The sequence below is a fragment of the Mesorhizobium sp. B2-2-3 genome (assembly GCF_006442405.1).
Classification (GTDB): Bacteria; Pseudomonadota; Alphaproteobacteria; order Rhizobiales; family Rhizobiaceae; genus Mesorhizobium.
In genome coordinates this window covers 107,240-122,159 of record NZ_VFWC01000016.1, presented here as the reverse complement: position 1 = coordinate 122,159, position 14,920 = coordinate 107,240, and the positions used below count along the sequence as shown (strand labels likewise).

The window sequence follows — 14,920 nt, the reverse complement described above, 5'->3', positions numbered from 1 at the left end:
CCAGCCTCCATCCGCTGGCGATAAAACCGGACAACTCACGTGCTACCTAATCCGGACAACTCATCTGCTTACGACACCTCTGTCGACTTCCTCTTGGCAATGGGCCGGCCGGCTTGTATAGAGCCCGCCACTCCCAATCCAACCAGACAAGGACGACCCAATGGCGCTCGAACGCACCTTTTCCATGATCAAGCCGGACGCAACGCGGCGCAATCTCACCGGCGCTATCACCAAGATGCTGGAAGATGCCGGTCTGCGCGTCATCGCTTCGCGCCGCGTTTGGATGAGCCGCCGTGAGGCGGAAGGTTTTTACGCCGTCCACAAGGATCGTCCGTTCTTCGGCGAGCTGGTGGAATTCATGTCGTCGGCGCCGACGATCGTGCAGGTGCTGGAAGGCGAGAACGCCATTGCCAGGAACCGTGAGGTGATGGGCGCCACCAATCCGGCCAACGCCGCCGAAGGCACCATCCGCAAGGTGCATGCGCTGTCGATCGGCGAGAATTCGGTGCACGGCTCGGACGCGCCGGAAACCGCCGCGCAGGAGATCAAGTACTGGTTCTCAGACACCGAGATCGTCGGCTGAGCCGACCCTGGCATTGTGACCGAAAAGGCCGGCGGATTGCCGGCCTTTTTGATTGAAACGGATCGATCCGGCACTGCCGTTGAACCCTTGCCCGCGCTAGAGTCGGTCAGGCACAGGGAGCCGGCGAAGCATGACCAGCACCATTCCCGGCTTCTTCCAGGGCACCGAGATGCCATCGAGCGGCTGGTGGGAGGTGCTGTGGCCCGACCCGGGTGCCGTGCTTTCGTCAACGGGACTGAAGCCGGGCATGGAGGTGGCCGACCTCTGCTGTGGCGACGGCTGGTTTACGTTGCCCATCGCCAGGGTCGCCCGCCATGTCGTCGGCATCGATATCGATACCGACCTGCTCGACGTCACCCGTCGCCGGCTCAATGAAAACGGCACGAGGAATTTCGATCTCGTAGCGGGCGATGCCTATGAACTCGCGAGCCTGATATCCCGCCCCGTCGATTTCATCTTCATGGCAAACGCCTTCCACGGCGTGCCGGACCGGCCACGGCTGGCGCGAGCCGTTAGCGAAGCGCTCGTCCCTGCCGGACGCTTTGTTGTCGTCAACTGGCATCAGCAGCCGCGTGAACAAACCACGGTGCTCGGCGAGCCCCGCGGACCGAAGACCGAATTGAGGATATCGCCGGAACAGACCATTACGGCCGTCGAGGCGGCCGGCCTCAAATTCATCGAGCTGGTCGAGGTGCCGCCCTACCACTATGGCGCCGTGTTCGAAAAAATGGGCGGCTGACCTCCGCCGACAGGGTTTCACGGCATCAGCTCGCGGCGCTGAAACGCAGGATCTCGCGGCCGTTCCCGTCGGCGATGGTCAACTTGCCGGCATCGACTTTATACGAAGCCGCCTTTGCCAGAGCCTCGAACAGCGCTTTTTCCTCCGCCATCACCTCGGGCGCGCAGGCCTTGTAGGTCGAGCCGATGTCGCTGATCGCGATCTTCTGGCCATCGAGGTTGGCGGTGGCAAAATAGCTGTTGCAGGGACCGTTGCCGTCGGCCTTGCCTGCTTCACTCACCCGGAATGTCGCTTGCGATACGGTGATGGCTACGCCGTCGACATAATCGAGAAGCCAAAGCTGATCGAGAACGGAAGCAGTGGGCTCGGGACTTGGCGTCACCATCTTGAGCATGATTGTTTGCGGCGCATCGGTCAGCGGATCGACTTGATGGCGCTCATCCGAGATGAACAGGAGCCTGTCGCCGACGGTGATGCGGGCCTGCAACGCATAGGTCATCCGCCGCTGGATCCGGGACGGATCGAATTTGACCGCAAAGCTGATCGGCACCTGGCCTGCCGGCGTCAGCTTCTGTTCGCCGACGATTTTGGCGGGCGCGTCGGCCAACGAGACATCGGCAAGCTGGACCGAGAGCACGGCATTGGGCGGCAAAGCGATGCGCTCGCGGTAGGTCACCTCGCCTTTCAGGGCTTTTTCGGCGGCCACGGAGAGTTCCGGCACGGCCAGTATACCGACGACCAGAGGCACGAAACCGAAGACGAAGAACTCCGCTATCCTGTCCAGCACGACCATCTCCCTTCCCCGGGCTGGCCACAGCCCAGGCTGACCAACAACGAATTGGCCAAAGGATTGCGGTCAATGCGTGGCTGATGCAAAATTATTCGGACGGTGGCCTTTTCCAGCGCCCTGCCGCCTGCTCGTCTTTCTCCTTGGCCTCGACCCAGCCGCCCTCGGAGCCGTCGGCATGATGCTCCTTTTTCCAGAAGGGAGCCTGCGACTTCAGATAATCCATGAGGAAATTCGCCGCCTCGAACGCGGCTTGCCGATGCACGGAGGCCGCCACCACCAGCACGATGTTCTCGCCTGGCCGGATCTTGCCATGACGGTGGATGGCGGTGATGCCCTGCAGCGGCCAGCGCTGAACCGCTTCGGCCGCGATGCGGGCGATTTCGGCCTCTGCCATACCCGGATAATGCTCGAGCTCAAGGGCCGAGAGCGTCCCCTGCTCGTCACGGCACAGGCCCGAGAAGGTGACCACAGCGCCGATGTCGGCGCGGCCTTGCGTCAGTCTGGCGATTTCGGCGGCGACGTCAAAATCCTGCGCCTCGACGCGCACGACAGGTACGACCGCGCCGGCCATCTCAGCCCCCGGTCATCGGCGGAAACAGCGCGATCTCGCGCGCGCCAGATATCTTTTCGCCGTGCTCGACATGTTCCTGGTTGATAGCGACGCGGATCACGTCGGGATATTGCAGCGCATGCTCGTATTCCTCGCCGCGCGACTTCAGCCAGCGCAAGAGGTCCGCGACCGTCTCGACGCCATGCGGCAAGTCCACGTCTTCGTCCGGCTTGCCGATTCGCTCCCGCACCCAGGCGAAGTAGATGAGCTTCGTCATCCTATTCGTCCATGATGTGCTTGAGGCCGGCACGGAAATAGTCATAGCCGGTGTAAAGCGTAACCAGGGCGGCGATCCACAACAGCACCAGGCCGGTCTGTGTGGTCAGCGGAAAAATCTTGTCGCCGGCCGGACCGGCGAGCAGGAAGGCGATGGCGACCATCTGGATCGTGGTCTTCCATTTGGCAAGCTGCGTCACCGGCACGGAGACCTTGAGCGCCGCCAGATATTCGCGCAGGCCCGAAACCAGGATTTCGCGGCACAGGATGATGATCGCCGCCCACAGCGACCAGCCGGCAATGCCGGCATGGCGGTCGGTGTCAGCGGCAAGCAGCAGCAGGCATGTCGCGACCAGCAGCTTGTCGGCAATGGGGTCGAGCATCTTGCCGATGTTCGAGGTCTGCTTCCAGGCGCGGGCGAAATAGCCGTCGAAATAGTCGGTGATGGACGCCAGCAGGAAAATGATCAGCGCCGACCAGCGGGCGAAGTCGCTCGACTTCAGATGCCCCTCGAGGAAGAAGCACAGCACCACCAGCGGCACCGCGATAATGCGGGCGTAGGTGAGGATGTTCGGGAGGTTGAACGCGCGCTGAGCCATATCCGAGGGAACTCTTTCTGCCTGCGTACTCAAATCAGAAGCTGATGTAGGGGGTCAACAGGCCAAAATCGATTGGCCAGCAAAAATAGGCCAATCTTGTCATCTCGCGGGCTACGCCGCGCCGCTCCTTGCTTCGCCCGGGAGCCGACGGTCGCTTTCGGGCGACATGCATCAGTTCTCGTGAAAATGGTTGTAAACCAGTCTGGCCACCTGCTCGGAAATGCCGTCGACCTTTACCAGGTCCTCGATTGCCGCGCGACCGACCGCCTTGGCGGTGCCGAAATGCATCAGCAGCGCCCGTTTGCGGCTGGGGCCGATGCCGCCGATCTCGTCGAGCGGGCTCTTGACCATCTCCTTCTTGCGGCGGGCCCGGTGCGAGCCGATGGCGAAACGGTGAACCTCGTCGCGTAGGCGCTGGACAAAATAGAGCACCGGGTCGCGTACCGGCAGCGAAAACGAGTCCCTGCCCTTGACGAAGAAGCGCTCGCGTCCCGCGTCGCGGTCCTGGCCCTTGGCGATGCCGATGGCCACGACCCGGTCCTCGATGCCGAGATCGGCGAGGATCTTGCGCACGGCGCTCATCTGGCCCTGGCCGCCATCGATCAGGATGACGTCGGGCCAGGCAGGGAAGCCGCCCGACATGTCGCCCTCATCGCTGTCCGCCTCGCCTGCCGCGGCATCGTTGGGCGTCACATCGCCATGCTCCTTGAGCAATCGTGAAAACCGCCGCTCCATCACTTCGCGCATCATGCCGAAATCGTCGCCGGGCGTGATCTCGGTCGAGCGGATATTGAATTTCCGGTACTGGTTCTTCACAAAACCTTCCGGCCCGGCGACGACCATGGCGCCGACGGCGTTGGTGCCCATGATGTGCGAATTGTCGTAGACCTCGATGCGCACCGGCGGCTTTTCGAGCCCGAAGGTCTCGGCGAAGCCGGCGAGCAACCTGGCCTGCGTCGAGGTTTCGGCCAGCCGACGGCCGAGCGCCTCGCGGGCATTTTGCAACGCGTTGTCGGTCAGGTCCTTCTTCTCGCCGCGCTGCGGCACCGAGATCGATACTTTGCGGCCGGCGCGGGTCGAGAGCGCCTCGGCCAACAGTTCCTGGTCCTCCACGGCGTGCGACAGCAGAATGGCCTGCGGCGTCGGCTTGTCGTCGTAGAACTGCGCCAGGAACGAGCCCAGCACCTCTGCGCCTTCCAGCGCCGGATCGGCCTTCGGGAAATAGGCGCGGTTGCCCCAGTTCTGGCCGGTGCGGAAGAAGAACACCTGGATGCAGACCTGGCCGCCCTCCTGATGGATGGCGAAGACATCGGCCTCGTCGACGGTCTGCGGATTGATGCCCTGGTGGCTCTGCACGTGCGAGAGTGCCGCCAGCCGGTCTCGATAGATGGCGGCGCGCTCGAAATCGAGGTCTTGCGAGGCCTGCTGCATGGCGGCCGAAATCTCGGTCTTCACCTTCTGGCTGCGGCCGGAAAGAAAATCCTTCGCCTCGGCAACCAGCTCGGCATAGTCGCTATGCGAAATCTCGCCGGTGCACGGACCGGCGCAGCGCTTGATCTGATAGAGCAGGCAAGGCCGCGTGCGGTTCTCGTAGAAGGAGTTGGTGCAACTCCTCAGGAGGAAGGCGCGCTGCAAGGAATTGATGGTGCGGCCGACCGCGCCCGCGGAAGCGAAGGGGCCGAAATAATCACCTTTGCGCGAACGCGCGCCGCGATGCTTGTAGATGCCGGGCGAGACATGGTCGCCGGTCAAGAGGATGTAGGGAAACGACTTGTCGTCGCGCATCAGCACGTTGAAACGTGGCCGCAGCCGCTTGATGAGGTTGGCCTCCAACAGCAGCGCCTCGATCTCGGTGCGAGTGACGACGAACTCCATCGTCGCGGTCTCGCGCACCATGCGGCCGATGCGGTTGGTGTGGAAGCGGCCTTGCGCGTAATTGGTGACGCGCTTCTTCAGGCTGCGAGCCTTGCCGACATAGAGCACGTCGCCATTGGCATTCATCATGCGGTAGACGCCCGGCGCATTGGGCAGCCGCTTGACCAGCGTCTGGATCACTTCGGCGCCGACCATGCCGTCGGCATCGCCGGCATGCGGCGTCCAGTCGATGGCGGTGAAGGCGACGTCCGGGCCGGCCGGTTCGACGATCTCCTCCGCCGCCTCGTCCTCGACGTCGATTTCGGGAGGCAGATCGTCGGCGCCGCCACGCATCTTGTGTTTCTGCTCTGCGGGACTCATTCCGTCATGCCTGTCACATCAGGTGTGCGCCATGCAAGATGCTGGCCGCCATCAAGCGCGATCATCTGCCCGGTAACCGAGCGGGCTTCCCAGAGATAGCGGATTGTGGCGCCGAATTCCGGCAATTGCGGGCCGCGTTTCAAAATGAGACCGGCGAGTTGCGCGGCAAAGTCACTGTCGTCCTGGTGCGCGTTCTTCAAGGTCGGGCCGGGACCGATGGCATTGACGCGGATGCGCGGGCCGAGCGCCTGCGCCATCATCTGGGTTGCCGTCCACAAGGCGGACTTCGACAGCGCATAGGAGAAGTAGCGCGGCGTCGGCCGCCAGACACGCTGGTCGATCATGTTGACGATCAGCCCCTCCCGCCCGTCCGGCAGGGCCCGGGCAAAGTTCTGCGCCAACAGCGCCGGGGTCTTCACATGAATGGCGAAGTGGCGGTCCCAGCCCTGCCAGTCGAAATCAAGAACCGAATCGTCCTCGAACAGCGAAGCGTTGTTGACCAGCAGCGAGATCGGCCCGAGCGCGGCTTCGGCGCGGCCGACCAGGTCGCCGACCTCGGCCATGTCGGTCAGATCGGCGGCGACCACGGCGGCGTGGCCGCCGGCGCGGTTGATCCGCTGGGCAAGCGCATCCGCGTCATCGCGCGAGCGGTTGCAGTGAATGGCGACGGCAAAACCGTGGGCGGCGAGATCCTCGACAATCGCGCTACCGATCCGTTTTGCCCCGCCCGTCACCAGCGCCGCGGTGGCTTTGCTCATCTGTTGTCAATCCTCGGTTTCGGCGCGAAGGAGGGCGCCGGCAAATTATGGCCCGCCACCCGTTAAATGGCGTTCGCAGCTGCGGCAACATTGTGGCGAAACGGCCGGTTCGGCATCTCGAGCCGGCCGGCAATGAGCCGGCCTCAACACAATATAGGAGGCTGGACTCCTTGCACCAAGCCACCTGCGGTGCAGCACGGCCAATCTGCTGACATTTCGCTGTTGCGAAGATGCAACGCCAAATTTCTGCCTCATTCGCGCCGGGGAATGACCCAAGTTCAGGTTCGCTTCAGCCGTATTTCGACACGACATTTGGAACCGACGAACGCCAGATCCGTTTCACCCCCCGGACGGGTTGATGGGCGATCGTAAGAACAAGCCTGTGTCCTGTGGCTTAAGGAGTAAACAACAATGCAAGCCAATCTCAAATTCGCACGGCCGCTGGCCGTAGCGCTCGGGCTCTTCGCCCTCGGTGGAACTGCCTATGCCGCCGATGTGGTCCAGGAAGAGCCGCCGGCGCCTGCCCCGGTCGCCGAACTGCCCGTCGCGTCCTGGGCCGGCCCCTATGCCGGTCTTAATCTTGGCTATGGCTTCAGCGGCCGTACCAAGGAAAAGGATTTCGACGTTGAAACCGATACCAAGGGCTTCATCGGCAGCGTCTTCGGCGGCTATCAGTGGCAGCAGGAGAACTTCGTCTACGGCGGTGAAGCCGAACTCGGCTACAACGGCGTCAAGGGCGACGATAATGGCATCGATTCCAAGGCCGGCTTCGAAGGCTCGCTGCGTGCCCGTCTCGGCTACGCTGTGACCCCGGAAATCCTGCTCTACGGCACCGGTGGTCTCGCCGGCAGGAGCCTGAAGGTGGAGGACAGCGTCCTCGGCGCCAGCGACCGCGCCACCATGATCGGCTGGACCGCCGGTCTTGGTACCGACATCAAGCTGACCGACAATGTGTTCGGCCGCGTCGAATACCGCTACACCGACTTCGGCAGCAAGGACTTCGATGGCATCGGCAAGGTCAAGGCCACCGACAACCGCGTCACCTTCGGCGTCGGTATGAAGTTCTAAGTCGTTCAAGCCACGACACGAAGAAGCCGGGCCTCGCGCCCGGCTTTTTTATTGTCGGCCGCTCACGCGGGAACGCAGGGTTTCAGGTCCGGGAATTTCTCATCGAAGCGCGCGGCCCAGCGGACCAGCCGGTTGCGGCCTTTTTCCCATTTCCCGGCGAAACGCAGCGCCAGGTAGCCAAGGCAGGCGCGCAGCGCCATCTGGCCGGCGGTGATCTTCTTCGGCAGTTTCGGCGGATTGGCGTTGAGTAGATCGAGCGCGGCGGTGATCTTCGCCCACTGGCGATCGAGCCAGGGCTGGTAGACCATCTCCTCGGGCCGCGTGCGGCGCTCATAAACCATCGACAGCGCACAGTCGCAGATGCCGTCCGCCAACGCTTCCAGCACTTCCGCTTCCAGCCGCTTGTCGGGATTGCGCGGAAACAGCGCGCTCTTCGACATCCGGTTGAGCTGCTGGGTGATGGCTCGGCTGTCGTGGATCGAGCGGCCGTCGTCGAGCACCAGCACGGGGATCTTGCCCAGCGGATTGGCGCCGATCAGTTCGGCCGGCTTGTCTTCGGTCTTGACAGGCGCCAGGTCGACCGCGATGCCGGCATAAAGGGCCGCCATTCGTACCTTGGAACTATAGGGGGACGTGGAGGCGTAAAGCAGCTTCGGCATGATCGGGTTCCTGTTGGCAGCCCGTCACTGTTGACCGGGCGCCCTTCCCCGCGCAACAGCCAGAAGCGGAAAAACCAGCCGCCAGCAGCCGGCGACCACTCCTGCATGCCCTGGTCTCTTGTACGCCTTGATCAGGATGCGCCACATGTGATGACGGCAACACTCCGACAGGCCGGACAAGACCAACGATCGTTCCGCCGCCGCACGATAGCGCGCAACAAAAAGCCCACCGGACTTCGCCCTGCGGCGAAGTCCTGGGAGCTGCGAAAGATATCTGACGTCCGCCCCTCTCGTTGCGCCCCAATGCCAGAGCAGAGGGCGCGAGGCCTCAACGGCACCTGCCCTCATTTCTGCCGACACGGTCCCCGGCGCGAAGAAACGTGACTACTTCTTCGCGGCCTTCGCCGGCGCTGCTTTCTTGGCGGCTGGCGCCGCCTTCTTCACCGGTGCCGAAGACTTCGCCGCGGCAGCCTTGGCCGGAGCCTTGGCAGGGGCTGCCTTCTTGGCAGCGGGCTTGGCCGCGGCCTTGGCAGCCGGCTTCCTGGCCGGAGCGGCTTTCTTTGCCGGAGCGGCCTTCTTGGCCGGTGCAGCCTTCTTTGCGGATGCGGCGCTGGCCTTGGCGGGCGCTGCCTTCTTCGCCGCCGGTTTCGCGGCTGTCTTGGCTGCCGGCTTCTTGGCCGGTGCCGCCTTTGCCTTCGGCGCTGCCGCCTTCGGCTTGGCAGCGGGTGCTGCTTTCTTGACCGCGGTCGCGGCTTTCGCCGCCGCCGCTTTTACAGGTGCTTTCTTTGCCGGTGCCTTGGATGCCGGCGCTTTTGATGACTGCTTAGCCATGCGATGCCCCTTGCGTTATGCCGACGACCGTTAATGGCCCGGCGTGTCATGCTTATCTGACTCGCGCCTCGCTAGCCAGCGAAGCAATGATATGATTTTCTCAGCTTAAATTTTCGTTGCGATCGACACATGATCACACTCATCATCGCAAAAATATGGCGTTATCTTCCGATATCGCCAGCAATTTGGCATCGACATTCTCGATGCGCTGCGTGGGCGCGCCTGCCATGAAGCTGCAAAGATCAGCAAGCAGCTTCGCGCATTGATCTTCGGCCGCGAATATCATGAGCTGCGGCTTATAGAGAATGATCATCTTTTGCAGGCGACCGGTCCCTTCGGATTACAAGTGCAATGCGATGCGCCGATCTGGAGATCACCTTGTCAAGCCTGGCTTCATCACTGAATTGACAGATTACTCTGTATGCCAGAGTATTCTGGCAAGTGTGTTCGATGTCGTTCACAAAGGCGAATGGTTAGTACTGCCCGAGGCTGCAGAGCCGTAGGGTGACAGCTCAAGGTCCGCAGCATTGGAGCCATTGATGAGTGCCGACGACATCATCCATCAGGGTACACGGCTCAGGATCATGGCCGCCCTGAACACGCTGGAAAGACGCGAGGCGCTGGAGTTCACGCAACTGAAAGCCATGATCGAAACCACCGACGGAAATCTCGGCGCGCATCTCGATACGCTGGCCAAAGCGGGCTACGTCGATGTTGAAAAGCTTTTCGTCGGGCGGCGGCCGCGGACACGGATCAAAGCAACGACGATCGGGCGCCGCGCTTTTCGCGGTCACGTTGCCTTTCTTCGAAAGATCATCGGTGAAGCCGAGGCGACGCGAGGCAGGAAATAGCACTGCGATTGGCAAACATTGTCGGCGCGTGCCGCGCGGCACATATTTTCGTCAGGGCCGATACCCCGAGTCGCAGAAAAGGCCCGCGGCTTGAGCCGCAGGCTCTAACGAAATCGAGACTGGAAACCGCCCGCTAGCGCAGGATGCGGCAGCGGCCGTTGTAGACCATCCAGCGGTCGAAGCCCGAGACGCAGAATTCGACATTGTCGCCGATCGAGGCAAAGCCCTGGCCTTCCTCGATCAGGTACCAGATGGCGCGGTCGCGGCCATCTGACAGGGCGACCGTGGCGCCGCAATAGCGCCGGCCGATCGGCCATTCCTCGCTGGCCGGCAAGTAGCGGTGCTGGTGGATGCGGTGGAAATCGGTGATCGCGACATCCGGCAGGTGCGGGACGTGCCGCACCTGATAGGAGAAGCGGCTGGTGATCTTGTTCAGCACCCAGGCTTCGCCGCAAATGCCGCTGTCCTCGTCAGAATAGACGGCAAGATCGGCGGCTTGCGCCGCCTGGGTGAAGCCAAGCGATGTGCCAAATGGCGTGCAGAGCGAGATCAGGGCGGCAAGGGCGGAGCGGGCGAAGCGAGTCATGGCAGCCTCTCAAGGTCGATTGCGCGCACTGTGCGGGATTCGCCGGGCGGCGGTCAAGCGATTGCATTGACAATGGTTTCCAGGGCGTGGCCGCCGACTTTGGCCGCCGGCCATCAGCCGGGGCGCGCCGCCAGCAGCAGCCCGCCGATAACGGCGATGTTGACCAGGAAGGCGGACCTCAGCGCCTGCCTTTCCGGCCCGTGATGGCGCCAGAAGGGCAGGACGAGCAGGTTCGCCGCCACCGTGAACAGGATGAGCGCGCCGGCGGCATAGGGCACCGCGGCGCCGATGGCGAGGCAGAAGCCGGCCACCAATTCCAGCGGAGCGGAGCCGGGCCGGCCGCAGACCCGCTTTAACTGTTTGTCTTGGCGCATCTGTAAGGACGCCGCTCGCAGCCTGCATCCCGCTGCTACTCCCCTGCCAGCCAGTTCAGCGTCCAGTGCGCCGGCTTTTCCAAGACCAGCAATTTGTGCAGGGCCGGCAGGAGAATGCGCAATTCACCTTCCAGCGTGAAAGGCGGGTTGGCCACGACCAGGCCGCTGCCGTCGAGGCTGGGCTCTTGCGACGCGGGCCGGATTTCGAATTCGATGTCGAGCAATTTCGGAACGCCGGTTTCCTTCAGTGCCTTGCGGAAGCCAATCACCGCCTTGCGGTCCTTGATCGGATACCACAGCGCATAGATGCCGCCCGGCCAGCGCTTGTGCGCCTTCGCCAGCCCGTCGACGAGGCGGCCGAACTCGCCCTCTTCCTCGAATGGCGGATCGATCAGCACCAGTCCGCGCTTTTCCTTCGGCGGCAGGTGTGCGCCGAGCGCCAGCCAGCCGTCGAGCTCGATCACCCTTGTCTGGAAATCGCCGGCGAATTCCGTCTTCAGCTTCGCGACATCCTTCGGGTGCAGCTCGATCGCCGATAGCCGGTCCTGCTTACGCAGAAGGTGCCGCGCGACCAGCGGCGAGCCCGGATATTTTTTCAATGGACCGTCTGCGTTGCACGCACGCACCGCGTCGAGATAGGGCGCGAGCAGCATTGCGGCCTGGGCTTCGGGCGCAGCATCGACCAGCCGGCCGATGCCGCCTTGCCATTCGCCGGTCTTCTGCGCCTCGAGCGAGGACAGATCGTAGCGGCCGATGCCTGCATGAGTGTCGATAACGCGGAACGCCTTGTCCTTCTGCTTCAGATATTCAAGCAGCCGCGTCAGCACGACGTGCTTGACGACGTCGGCAAAATTTCCGGCGTGATAGGCGTGGCGATAGTTCATGTGGAACCCCTGCCCCAACGTGGCGGCGGTGGCTGTGAATTCGGATTTTGCGGCCGCCCGCCGGCAGAACGCAAGGACAGCAGGAAGCCGACCAGGCCGATCGCCATCAGCGCGAAGCCAACCGGTCGCGCACGGCTGTCGGTCTCGCCCACACCGGAGCGCAAGACAAGATCGACCGCGCGTATCGGGATGTGGTCGGCGTCGCCGGGACCGGCGGTGAAGACATAGGGGCCGGGGCCGACGGTCCGGATCACGCCAGCCTCATCGCGGAAGATCTTGTCGGGCAGTTGCGGGCTCGCCTGACGCGGATTGTCGGAATGATTGAACTGAAGCGTCGAGGCAAGCACCGTGCGGCCGCCGGAGGCGGCTGTCAGCGTCAGCACCGTGCGCTGCTGCGAAACGATGCGCTCGGCCCTCGCGGTCAAGTCGACCAGCACCCTGACCGGCGCATCGCGCGCGGCAAGCGGCACCGTGACCTGCCTGAAGCGGCCACCCTCATAGACCCGCCAGCTGCCGATCTGGTGACCGGAGAAATTAGTCATCGCCCATGGATAGATGGCGCCGACGCCGATGCCGGCGAGCAGGATCAACAGGAACAGAAAGCGCATTCAGGGAATCACCTTGTAATCGGACGTTGCCGGACAATTAGCCTCCATTGGCGCTGTCGCGCAGGCGCTCCATTTCGTCCAATAGCATGTCGAGGCCGAGTTCGAATGTCTTGTCGAAACCGCCGGTGCCGAAATAGGTCCCGGCCGCCATGACACTGGGGAAATCCTTCGCCAGTTGCTCGTCGTCGACGGTGGTCACCGCCGACGGGCCCTTGGCGTAGCCCGCGGTCTCGTCGAGGATCGCGCCCATGAGATAATAGCTGGCGGTGCGAAACAGCCTGGCGCTGAGTTCCGGGCCGAAACCGCCAGCCTCGAACAGGCCGATGACGCCGTTCAGCATCGCAAGGCAAGGCGGCGAATTCATCCGGTAGACGACAAGGAATGGCGCAAAGGCCGGGTGCTCCCTCGCAACACGGCGAAACTCATGCATGACCATCCGAATCCTGTCGCGCCACGGCATGCTGTCGTCGGGGATAACCATCCCGCTGACCTGGCGATCGACCAACGCCTCATAGAGGTGCGCTTGCGAGGGGAAGTGATGATAAATGCTCATCGCCTCGCAGCCGAGCACGGCGGCGAGCTTGCGCATCGAAAAACCGGAAAGGCCCTCCTTCTCGATCACCTCGAAAGCGGCATCCTCGATCATCTCGCGGGATAGCCGTCCGCGTGCTCGCTTTTTTTTGATCGATGAGTCCATGGCCGCGCTTGACAACTTACAGCGTAAGGTTCATTTTTCACTTCACCTTACACAGTAAGGCTAACAAAGACCAGAGGAGGAAAACATGTCACACCATCGCATTGCCAAATCCGTGCATTCGTCCCTCCATCGTGCGTTGGCTCTAACCGCCGTGGCCTGCGTCCTCGCCGCGGCCCCTGCCTATGCCGACGACTACGATGCAACCATAAAGGACATCCAGTCGACCATGGGCGGCGTGCCGAGCTTTGTGAAGCAACTTCCCAAAGCCGGTCTGCCCGGCGCCTGGGCCGAGGTCAAGGCCATCGAACTCAGCGACAAGACGGCGCTGCCGCCAAAGGTAAAGTCATTGATCTCGCTGGCAGTGGCGGCGCAGATCCCGTGCAACTACTGCATCTGGTCGGACACGCAAAACGCCAAGCGCGCCGGCGCTACCGATGAGGAAATCCAGGAGGCGGTGGCGATGGCGGCGCTGACCCGCCATTGGAGCACCATCTTCAATGGCATGCAGGTCGATTTCGACACGTTCAAGAAGGAAATGGGCGGGCAGTGAAACGACCCTGCGGTGGTCCGCGCCTGCGGGCCACCGCAGAACCGCCGTCATCGGGCAGCCATCATCTTCGCCTTCGATTGTCATCCAGCGGGAAATGCCGCATTGAAAGTGCAATCGCAAAGCATGGACGAGGCCGCAAATGGCGCCGGTCAAGGTCGACCCCGACAAGGTGCACGAATTCGAGGACGCCGAGAGCTTTTATACCTGGCTCGGTGAACATCATGACAGGGAAACCGAGGTCTGGATCAAAATCCACAAGACCGGCTCGGGACTGAAGTCGATCTCGGCAAAGGAGGCGATCGAGGTCGTGCTGTGCTGGGGCTGGATCGACGCGGTGCGCAAGGGGCTCGACGACAAGAGCTTCCTGCAGCGTTACACGCCGAGGACGAAGAAAAGCATCTGGAGCCAGATCAACATCGACAATGTCGCCCGGCTGATCGACGACGGCCGGATGACGCGGCATGGGCTCGCCGAGGTCGAAGCCGCCAAGGCCGATGGCCGCTGGGCGCGTGCCTATGCCAGCGGCAAGGACATGAAAATTCCCGATGACCTGCAGGCCGCGATCGATGCCGAGCCAGAGGCTCGGCAAATGCTCGAAAAACTCAGCGCGCAGAACCGCTTCGCGCTCGCCTTCCGTATCCACAACATGAAGACCGAAGCCGGGCGCAGGAAGAAGATCGAGACTTTTGTCGAGATGCTCAAGCGCGGGGAGACGATCCATCCGCAAGTGAAGAAGTAAGGCTGCTCATGTGACGAGCGACAGGTTTCTTCCGGCTCGATGATCGCGATCCACATTATCAACAAGGCAGTGATCAGCCGCCGCTGACGTCCCTCAAGCCTTGCGTTCCCAGCGGCGGTCGGGCGTCTGCTGCCAGTAGGTCACCGCGTGGCCGGCGTCTTTCATCGTCTTCCAGTGCCCGCGGGCGGCCTCGACCTGGGCGGCATCGTGACCGTCGAACAGGAACACGGCGCGCTCGTAGCCGCCAAGGTCAGGCGGCGCCGCTCCGTCCACCAGAAAGCGTATCTGCGCCGCGTTCGGGTTGGCTTCGCCGGTGGTCAAAAGGATCGGCTGCTCGGCGGGATGGGCTTCGCGGTCGGTGGCGTGCGCGAGGAAAGAATCGTCACGGAACGTCCACAGATGCTGGTCGAGCGCGTCGCGCCGCTCCTCGGTGCCGGTCTGCACCACGGCGCGCCAGCCGCGATCGACGCTGCGCTCAAGGAGGCCGGGCAGCGCATCCTCCAGCGTCGATTCAGTCAGGTGATAAAACAGCACGTCGGCCAT

General features: G+C 62.8%; 21 protein-coding genes. 6 read left to right on the top strand and 15 right to left on the bottom strand.

The genetic code is table 11. The annotated features are described in order from the left end of the window. Nucleotides 1-160 precede the first annotated feature (160 nt). Nucleotides 161-583 carry a nucleoside-diphosphate kinase gene (gene ndk / locus FJ951_RS25135; RefSeq protein WP_010915217.1) on the top strand — a complete coding sequence of 141 codons (423 nt, stop codon included), beginning with the start codon at nucleotides 161-163 and terminating at the stop codon, nucleotides 581-583. A gap of 130 nt (nucleotides 584-713) precedes the next feature. Beyond that, the gene (locus FJ951_RS25130) at nucleotides 714-1,322 is read left to right on the top strand and encodes a class I SAM-dependent methyltransferase (RefSeq protein WP_140517867.1); all 609 of its coding nucleotides are present in this window, start codon (nucleotides 714-716) and stop codon (nucleotides 1,320-1,322) included. Between the two features lie 25 nt (nucleotides 1,323-1,347). Here FJ951_RS25130 and FJ951_RS25125 read toward each other — a convergent pair whose 3' ends face one another. From FJ951_RS25125 to FJ951_RS25100, 6 genes are all read right to left on the bottom strand, one after another. Then, nucleotides 1,348-2,115 carry a YbaY family lipoprotein gene (locus tag FJ951_RS25125; RefSeq protein ID WP_246671779.1) on the bottom strand — a complete coding sequence of 256 codons (768 nt, stop codon included), beginning with the start codon at nucleotides 2,113-2,115 and terminating at the stop codon, nucleotides 1,348-1,350. A gap of 85 nt (nucleotides 2,116-2,200) precedes the next feature. Further along, nucleotides 2,201-2,683, bottom strand: coding sequence for a molybdenum cofactor biosynthesis protein MoaE (locus FJ951_RS25120; RefSeq protein WP_140517865.1), 483 nt, complete (start codon nucleotides 2,681-2,683; stop codon nucleotides 2,201-2,203). Between the two features lies 1 nt (nucleotide 2,684). Continuing rightward, nucleotides 2,685-2,939, bottom strand: a complete 255-nt coding sequence (moaD, locus tag FJ951_RS25115) for a molybdopterin converting factor subunit 1 (protein WP_140517864.1) — start codon at nucleotides 2,937-2,939, stop codon at nucleotides 2,685-2,687. Between the two features lies 1 nt (nucleotide 2,940). Beyond that, nucleotides 2,941-3,537: a CDP-diacylglycerol--glycerol-3-phosphate 3-phosphatidyltransferase gene (gene pgsA, locus FJ951_RS25110; protein ID WP_140494400.1), complete on the bottom strand. Its 597-nt coding sequence runs from the start codon at nucleotides 3,535-3,537 to the stop codon at nucleotides 2,941-2,943. A 171-nt stretch (nucleotides 3,538-3,708) separates the two neighbouring features. Then, nucleotides 3,709-5,772, bottom strand: a complete 2,064-nt coding sequence (uvrC, locus tag FJ951_RS25105) for an excinuclease ABC subunit UvrC (protein ID WP_140517863.1) — start codon at nucleotides 5,770-5,772, stop codon at nucleotides 3,709-3,711. Then, nucleotides 5,769-6,530, bottom strand: coding sequence for an SDR family oxidoreductase (locus FJ951_RS25100; RefSeq protein ID WP_140517862.1), 762 nt, complete (start codon nucleotides 6,528-6,530; stop codon nucleotides 5,769-5,771). The genes uvrC and FJ951_RS25100 overlap by 4 nt, the downstream gene beginning before the upstream one ends. Nucleotides 6,531-6,941: 411 nt before the next feature. Between FJ951_RS25100 and FJ951_RS25095 the strand changes: the two genes are divergently transcribed. Next, entirely contained in the window at nucleotides 6,942-7,598 is a 657-nt protein-coding gene (locus tag FJ951_RS25095) for an outer membrane protein (protein WP_140494406.1), read from the top strand. A gap of 62 nt (nucleotides 7,599-7,660) precedes the next feature. On the opposite strand, the gene FJ951_RS25090 is transcribed toward FJ951_RS25095, so the two are convergent. The 3 genes from FJ951_RS25090 to FJ951_RS28540 form a co-directional block, all read right to left on the bottom strand. After that, nucleotides 7,661-8,257 carry a glutathione S-transferase family protein gene (locus FJ951_RS25090; RefSeq protein WP_140494408.1) on the bottom strand — a complete coding sequence of 199 codons (597 nt, stop codon included), beginning with the start codon at nucleotides 8,255-8,257 and terminating at the stop codon, nucleotides 7,661-7,663. A 384-nt stretch (nucleotides 8,258-8,641) separates the two neighbouring features. Then, complete coding sequence (locus FJ951_RS25085) at nucleotides 8,642-9,088, bottom strand: histone (protein WP_140494410.1); 447 nt, start codon at nucleotides 9,086-9,088, stop codon at nucleotides 8,642-8,644. Nucleotides 9,089-9,230: 142 nt separating this feature from the next. Then, nucleotides 9,231-9,401: a hypothetical protein gene (locus FJ951_RS28540; RefSeq protein ID WP_181167200.1), complete on the bottom strand. Its 171-nt coding sequence runs from the start codon at nucleotides 9,399-9,401 to the stop codon at nucleotides 9,231-9,233. Between the two features lie 226 nt (nucleotides 9,402-9,627). Here FJ951_RS28540 and FJ951_RS25080 point away from each other — a divergent pair, with 226 nt between their 5' ends. Then, nucleotides 9,628-9,939: a transcriptional regulator gene (locus FJ951_RS25080; RefSeq protein ID WP_140494412.1), complete on the top strand. Its 312-nt coding sequence runs from the start codon at nucleotides 9,628-9,630 to the stop codon at nucleotides 9,937-9,939. A 133-nt stretch (nucleotides 9,940-10,072) separates the two neighbouring features. Here the strand turns inward: FJ951_RS25080 and FJ951_RS25075 are convergent, their stop codons facing one another. The 5 genes from FJ951_RS25075 to FJ951_RS25055 form a co-directional block, all read right to left on the bottom strand. Further along, complete coding sequence (locus FJ951_RS25075; RefSeq protein ID WP_140494414.1) at nucleotides 10,073-10,525, bottom strand: hypothetical protein; 453 nt, start codon at nucleotides 10,523-10,525, stop codon at nucleotides 10,073-10,075. Nucleotides 10,526-10,638: 113 nt separating this feature from the next. Further along, nucleotides 10,639-10,899 carry a DoxX family protein gene (locus tag FJ951_RS25070; RefSeq protein ID WP_181165134.1) on the bottom strand — a complete coding sequence of 87 codons (261 nt, stop codon included), beginning with the start codon at nucleotides 10,897-10,899 and terminating at the stop codon, nucleotides 10,639-10,641. Nucleotides 10,900-10,934: 35 nt separating this feature from the next. Beyond that, nucleotides 10,935-11,783 carry a 23S rRNA (adenine(2030)-N(6))-methyltransferase RlmJ gene (locus tag FJ951_RS25065; RefSeq protein WP_140494416.1) on the bottom strand — a complete coding sequence of 283 codons (849 nt, stop codon included), beginning with the start codon at nucleotides 11,781-11,783 and terminating at the stop codon, nucleotides 10,935-10,937. Beyond that, nucleotides 11,780-12,391, bottom strand: coding sequence for a hypothetical protein (locus FJ951_RS25060; protein ID WP_140517861.1), 612 nt, complete (start codon nucleotides 12,389-12,391; stop codon nucleotides 11,780-11,782). The genes FJ951_RS25065 and FJ951_RS25060 overlap by 4 nt, the downstream gene beginning before the upstream one ends. A gap of 37 nt (nucleotides 12,392-12,428) precedes the next feature. After that, nucleotides 12,429-13,037, bottom strand: coding sequence for a TetR/AcrR family transcriptional regulator (locus FJ951_RS25055; RefSeq protein ID WP_246671778.1), 609 nt, complete (start codon nucleotides 13,035-13,037; stop codon nucleotides 12,429-12,431). A 136-nt stretch (nucleotides 13,038-13,173) separates the two neighbouring features. Between FJ951_RS25055 and FJ951_RS25050 the strand changes: the two genes are divergently transcribed. Next, nucleotides 13,174-13,638: a carboxymuconolactone decarboxylase family protein gene (locus tag FJ951_RS25050; protein ID WP_140494422.1), complete on the top strand. Its 465-nt coding sequence runs from the start codon at nucleotides 13,174-13,176 to the stop codon at nucleotides 13,636-13,638. 139 nt (nucleotides 13,639-13,777) lie between these two features. Continuing rightward, a complete protein-coding gene (locus FJ951_RS25045) occupies nucleotides 13,778-14,377 on the top strand; it encodes a YdeI/OmpD-associated family protein (protein WP_140517859.1) in 600 nt (199 codons plus the stop codon). Between the two features lie 93 nt (nucleotides 14,378-14,470). On the opposite strand, the gene FJ951_RS25040 is transcribed toward FJ951_RS25045, so the two are convergent. After that, complete coding sequence (locus FJ951_RS25040; RefSeq protein WP_140517858.1) at nucleotides 14,471-14,920, bottom strand: DNA polymerase III subunit chi; 450 nt, start codon at nucleotides 14,918-14,920, stop codon at nucleotides 14,471-14,473.

Excerpts from the sequence above, each read along its gene's own strand:
- ndk (WP_010915217.1), top strand. The coding sequence starts at position 161 with ATGGCGCTCGAACGCACCTTTTCCATGATCAAGCCGGACGCAACGCGG.
- FJ951_RS25130 (WP_140517867.1), top strand. The coding sequence starts at position 714 with ATGACCAGCACCATTCCCGGCTTCTTCCAGGGCACCGAGATGCCATCG.
- FJ951_RS25125 (WP_246671779.1), bottom strand. The coding sequence starts at position 2,115 with ATGGTCGTGCTGGACAGGATAGCGGAGTTCTTCGTCTTCGGTTTCGTG.
- FJ951_RS25120 (WP_140517865.1), bottom strand. The coding sequence starts at position 2,683 with ATGGCCGGCGCGGTCGTACCTGTCGTGCGCGTCGAGGCGCAGGATTTT.
- moaD (WP_140517864.1), bottom strand. The coding sequence starts at position 2,939 with ATGACGAAGCTCATCTACTTCGCCTGGGTGCGGGAGCGAATCGGCAAG.
- pgsA (WP_140494400.1), bottom strand. The coding sequence starts at position 3,537 with ATGGCTCAGCGCGCGTTCAACCTCCCGAACATCCTCACCTACGCCCGC.
- uvrC (WP_140517863.1), bottom strand. The coding sequence starts at position 5,772 with ATGAGTCCCGCAGAGCAGAAACACAAGATGCGTGGCGGCGCCGACGAT.
- FJ951_RS25100 (WP_140517862.1), bottom strand. The coding sequence starts at position 6,530 with ATGAGCAAAGCCACCGCGGCGCTGGTGACGGGCGGGGCAAAACGGATC.
- FJ951_RS25095 (WP_140494406.1), top strand. The coding sequence starts at position 6,942 with ATGCAAGCCAATCTCAAATTCGCACGGCCGCTGGCCGTAGCGCTCGGG.
- FJ951_RS25090 (WP_140494408.1), bottom strand. The coding sequence starts at position 8,257 with ATGCCGAAGCTGCTTTACGCCTCCACGTCCCCCTATAGTTCCAAGGTA.
- FJ951_RS25085 (WP_140494410.1), bottom strand. The coding sequence starts at position 9,088 with ATGGCTAAGCAGTCATCAAAAGCGCCGGCATCCAAGGCACCGGCAAAG.
- FJ951_RS28540 (WP_181167200.1), bottom strand. The coding sequence starts at position 9,401 with ATGATCATTCTCTATAAGCCGCAGCTCATGATATTCGCGGCCGAAGAT.
- FJ951_RS25080 (WP_140494412.1), top strand. The coding sequence starts at position 9,628 with ATGAGTGCCGACGACATCATCCATCAGGGTACACGGCTCAGGATCATG.
- FJ951_RS25075 (WP_140494414.1), bottom strand. The coding sequence starts at position 10,525 with ATGACTCGCTTCGCCCGCTCCGCCCTTGCCGCCCTGATCTCGCTCTGC.
- FJ951_RS25070 (WP_181165134.1), bottom strand. The coding sequence starts at position 10,899 with ATGCGCCAAGACAAACAGTTAAAGCGGGTCTGCGGCCGGCCCGGCTCC.
- FJ951_RS25065 (WP_140494416.1), bottom strand. The coding sequence starts at position 11,783 with ATGAACTATCGCCACGCCTATCACGCCGGAAATTTTGCCGACGTCGTC.
- FJ951_RS25060 (WP_140517861.1), bottom strand. The coding sequence starts at position 12,391 with ATGCGCTTTCTGTTCCTGTTGATCCTGCTCGCCGGCATCGGCGTCGGC.
- FJ951_RS25055 (WP_246671778.1), bottom strand. The coding sequence starts at position 13,037 with ATGATCGAGGATGCCGCTTTCGAGGTGATCGAGAAGGAGGGCCTTTCC.
- FJ951_RS25050 (WP_140494422.1), top strand. The coding sequence starts at position 13,174 with ATGTCACACCATCGCATTGCCAAATCCGTGCATTCGTCCCTCCATCGT.
- FJ951_RS25045 (WP_140517859.1), top strand. The coding sequence starts at position 13,778 with ATGGCGCCGGTCAAGGTCGACCCCGACAAGGTGCACGAATTCGAGGAC.
- FJ951_RS25040 (WP_140517858.1), bottom strand. The coding sequence starts at position 14,920 with ATGGCCGACGTGCTGTTTTATCACCTGACTGAATCGACGCTGGAGGAT.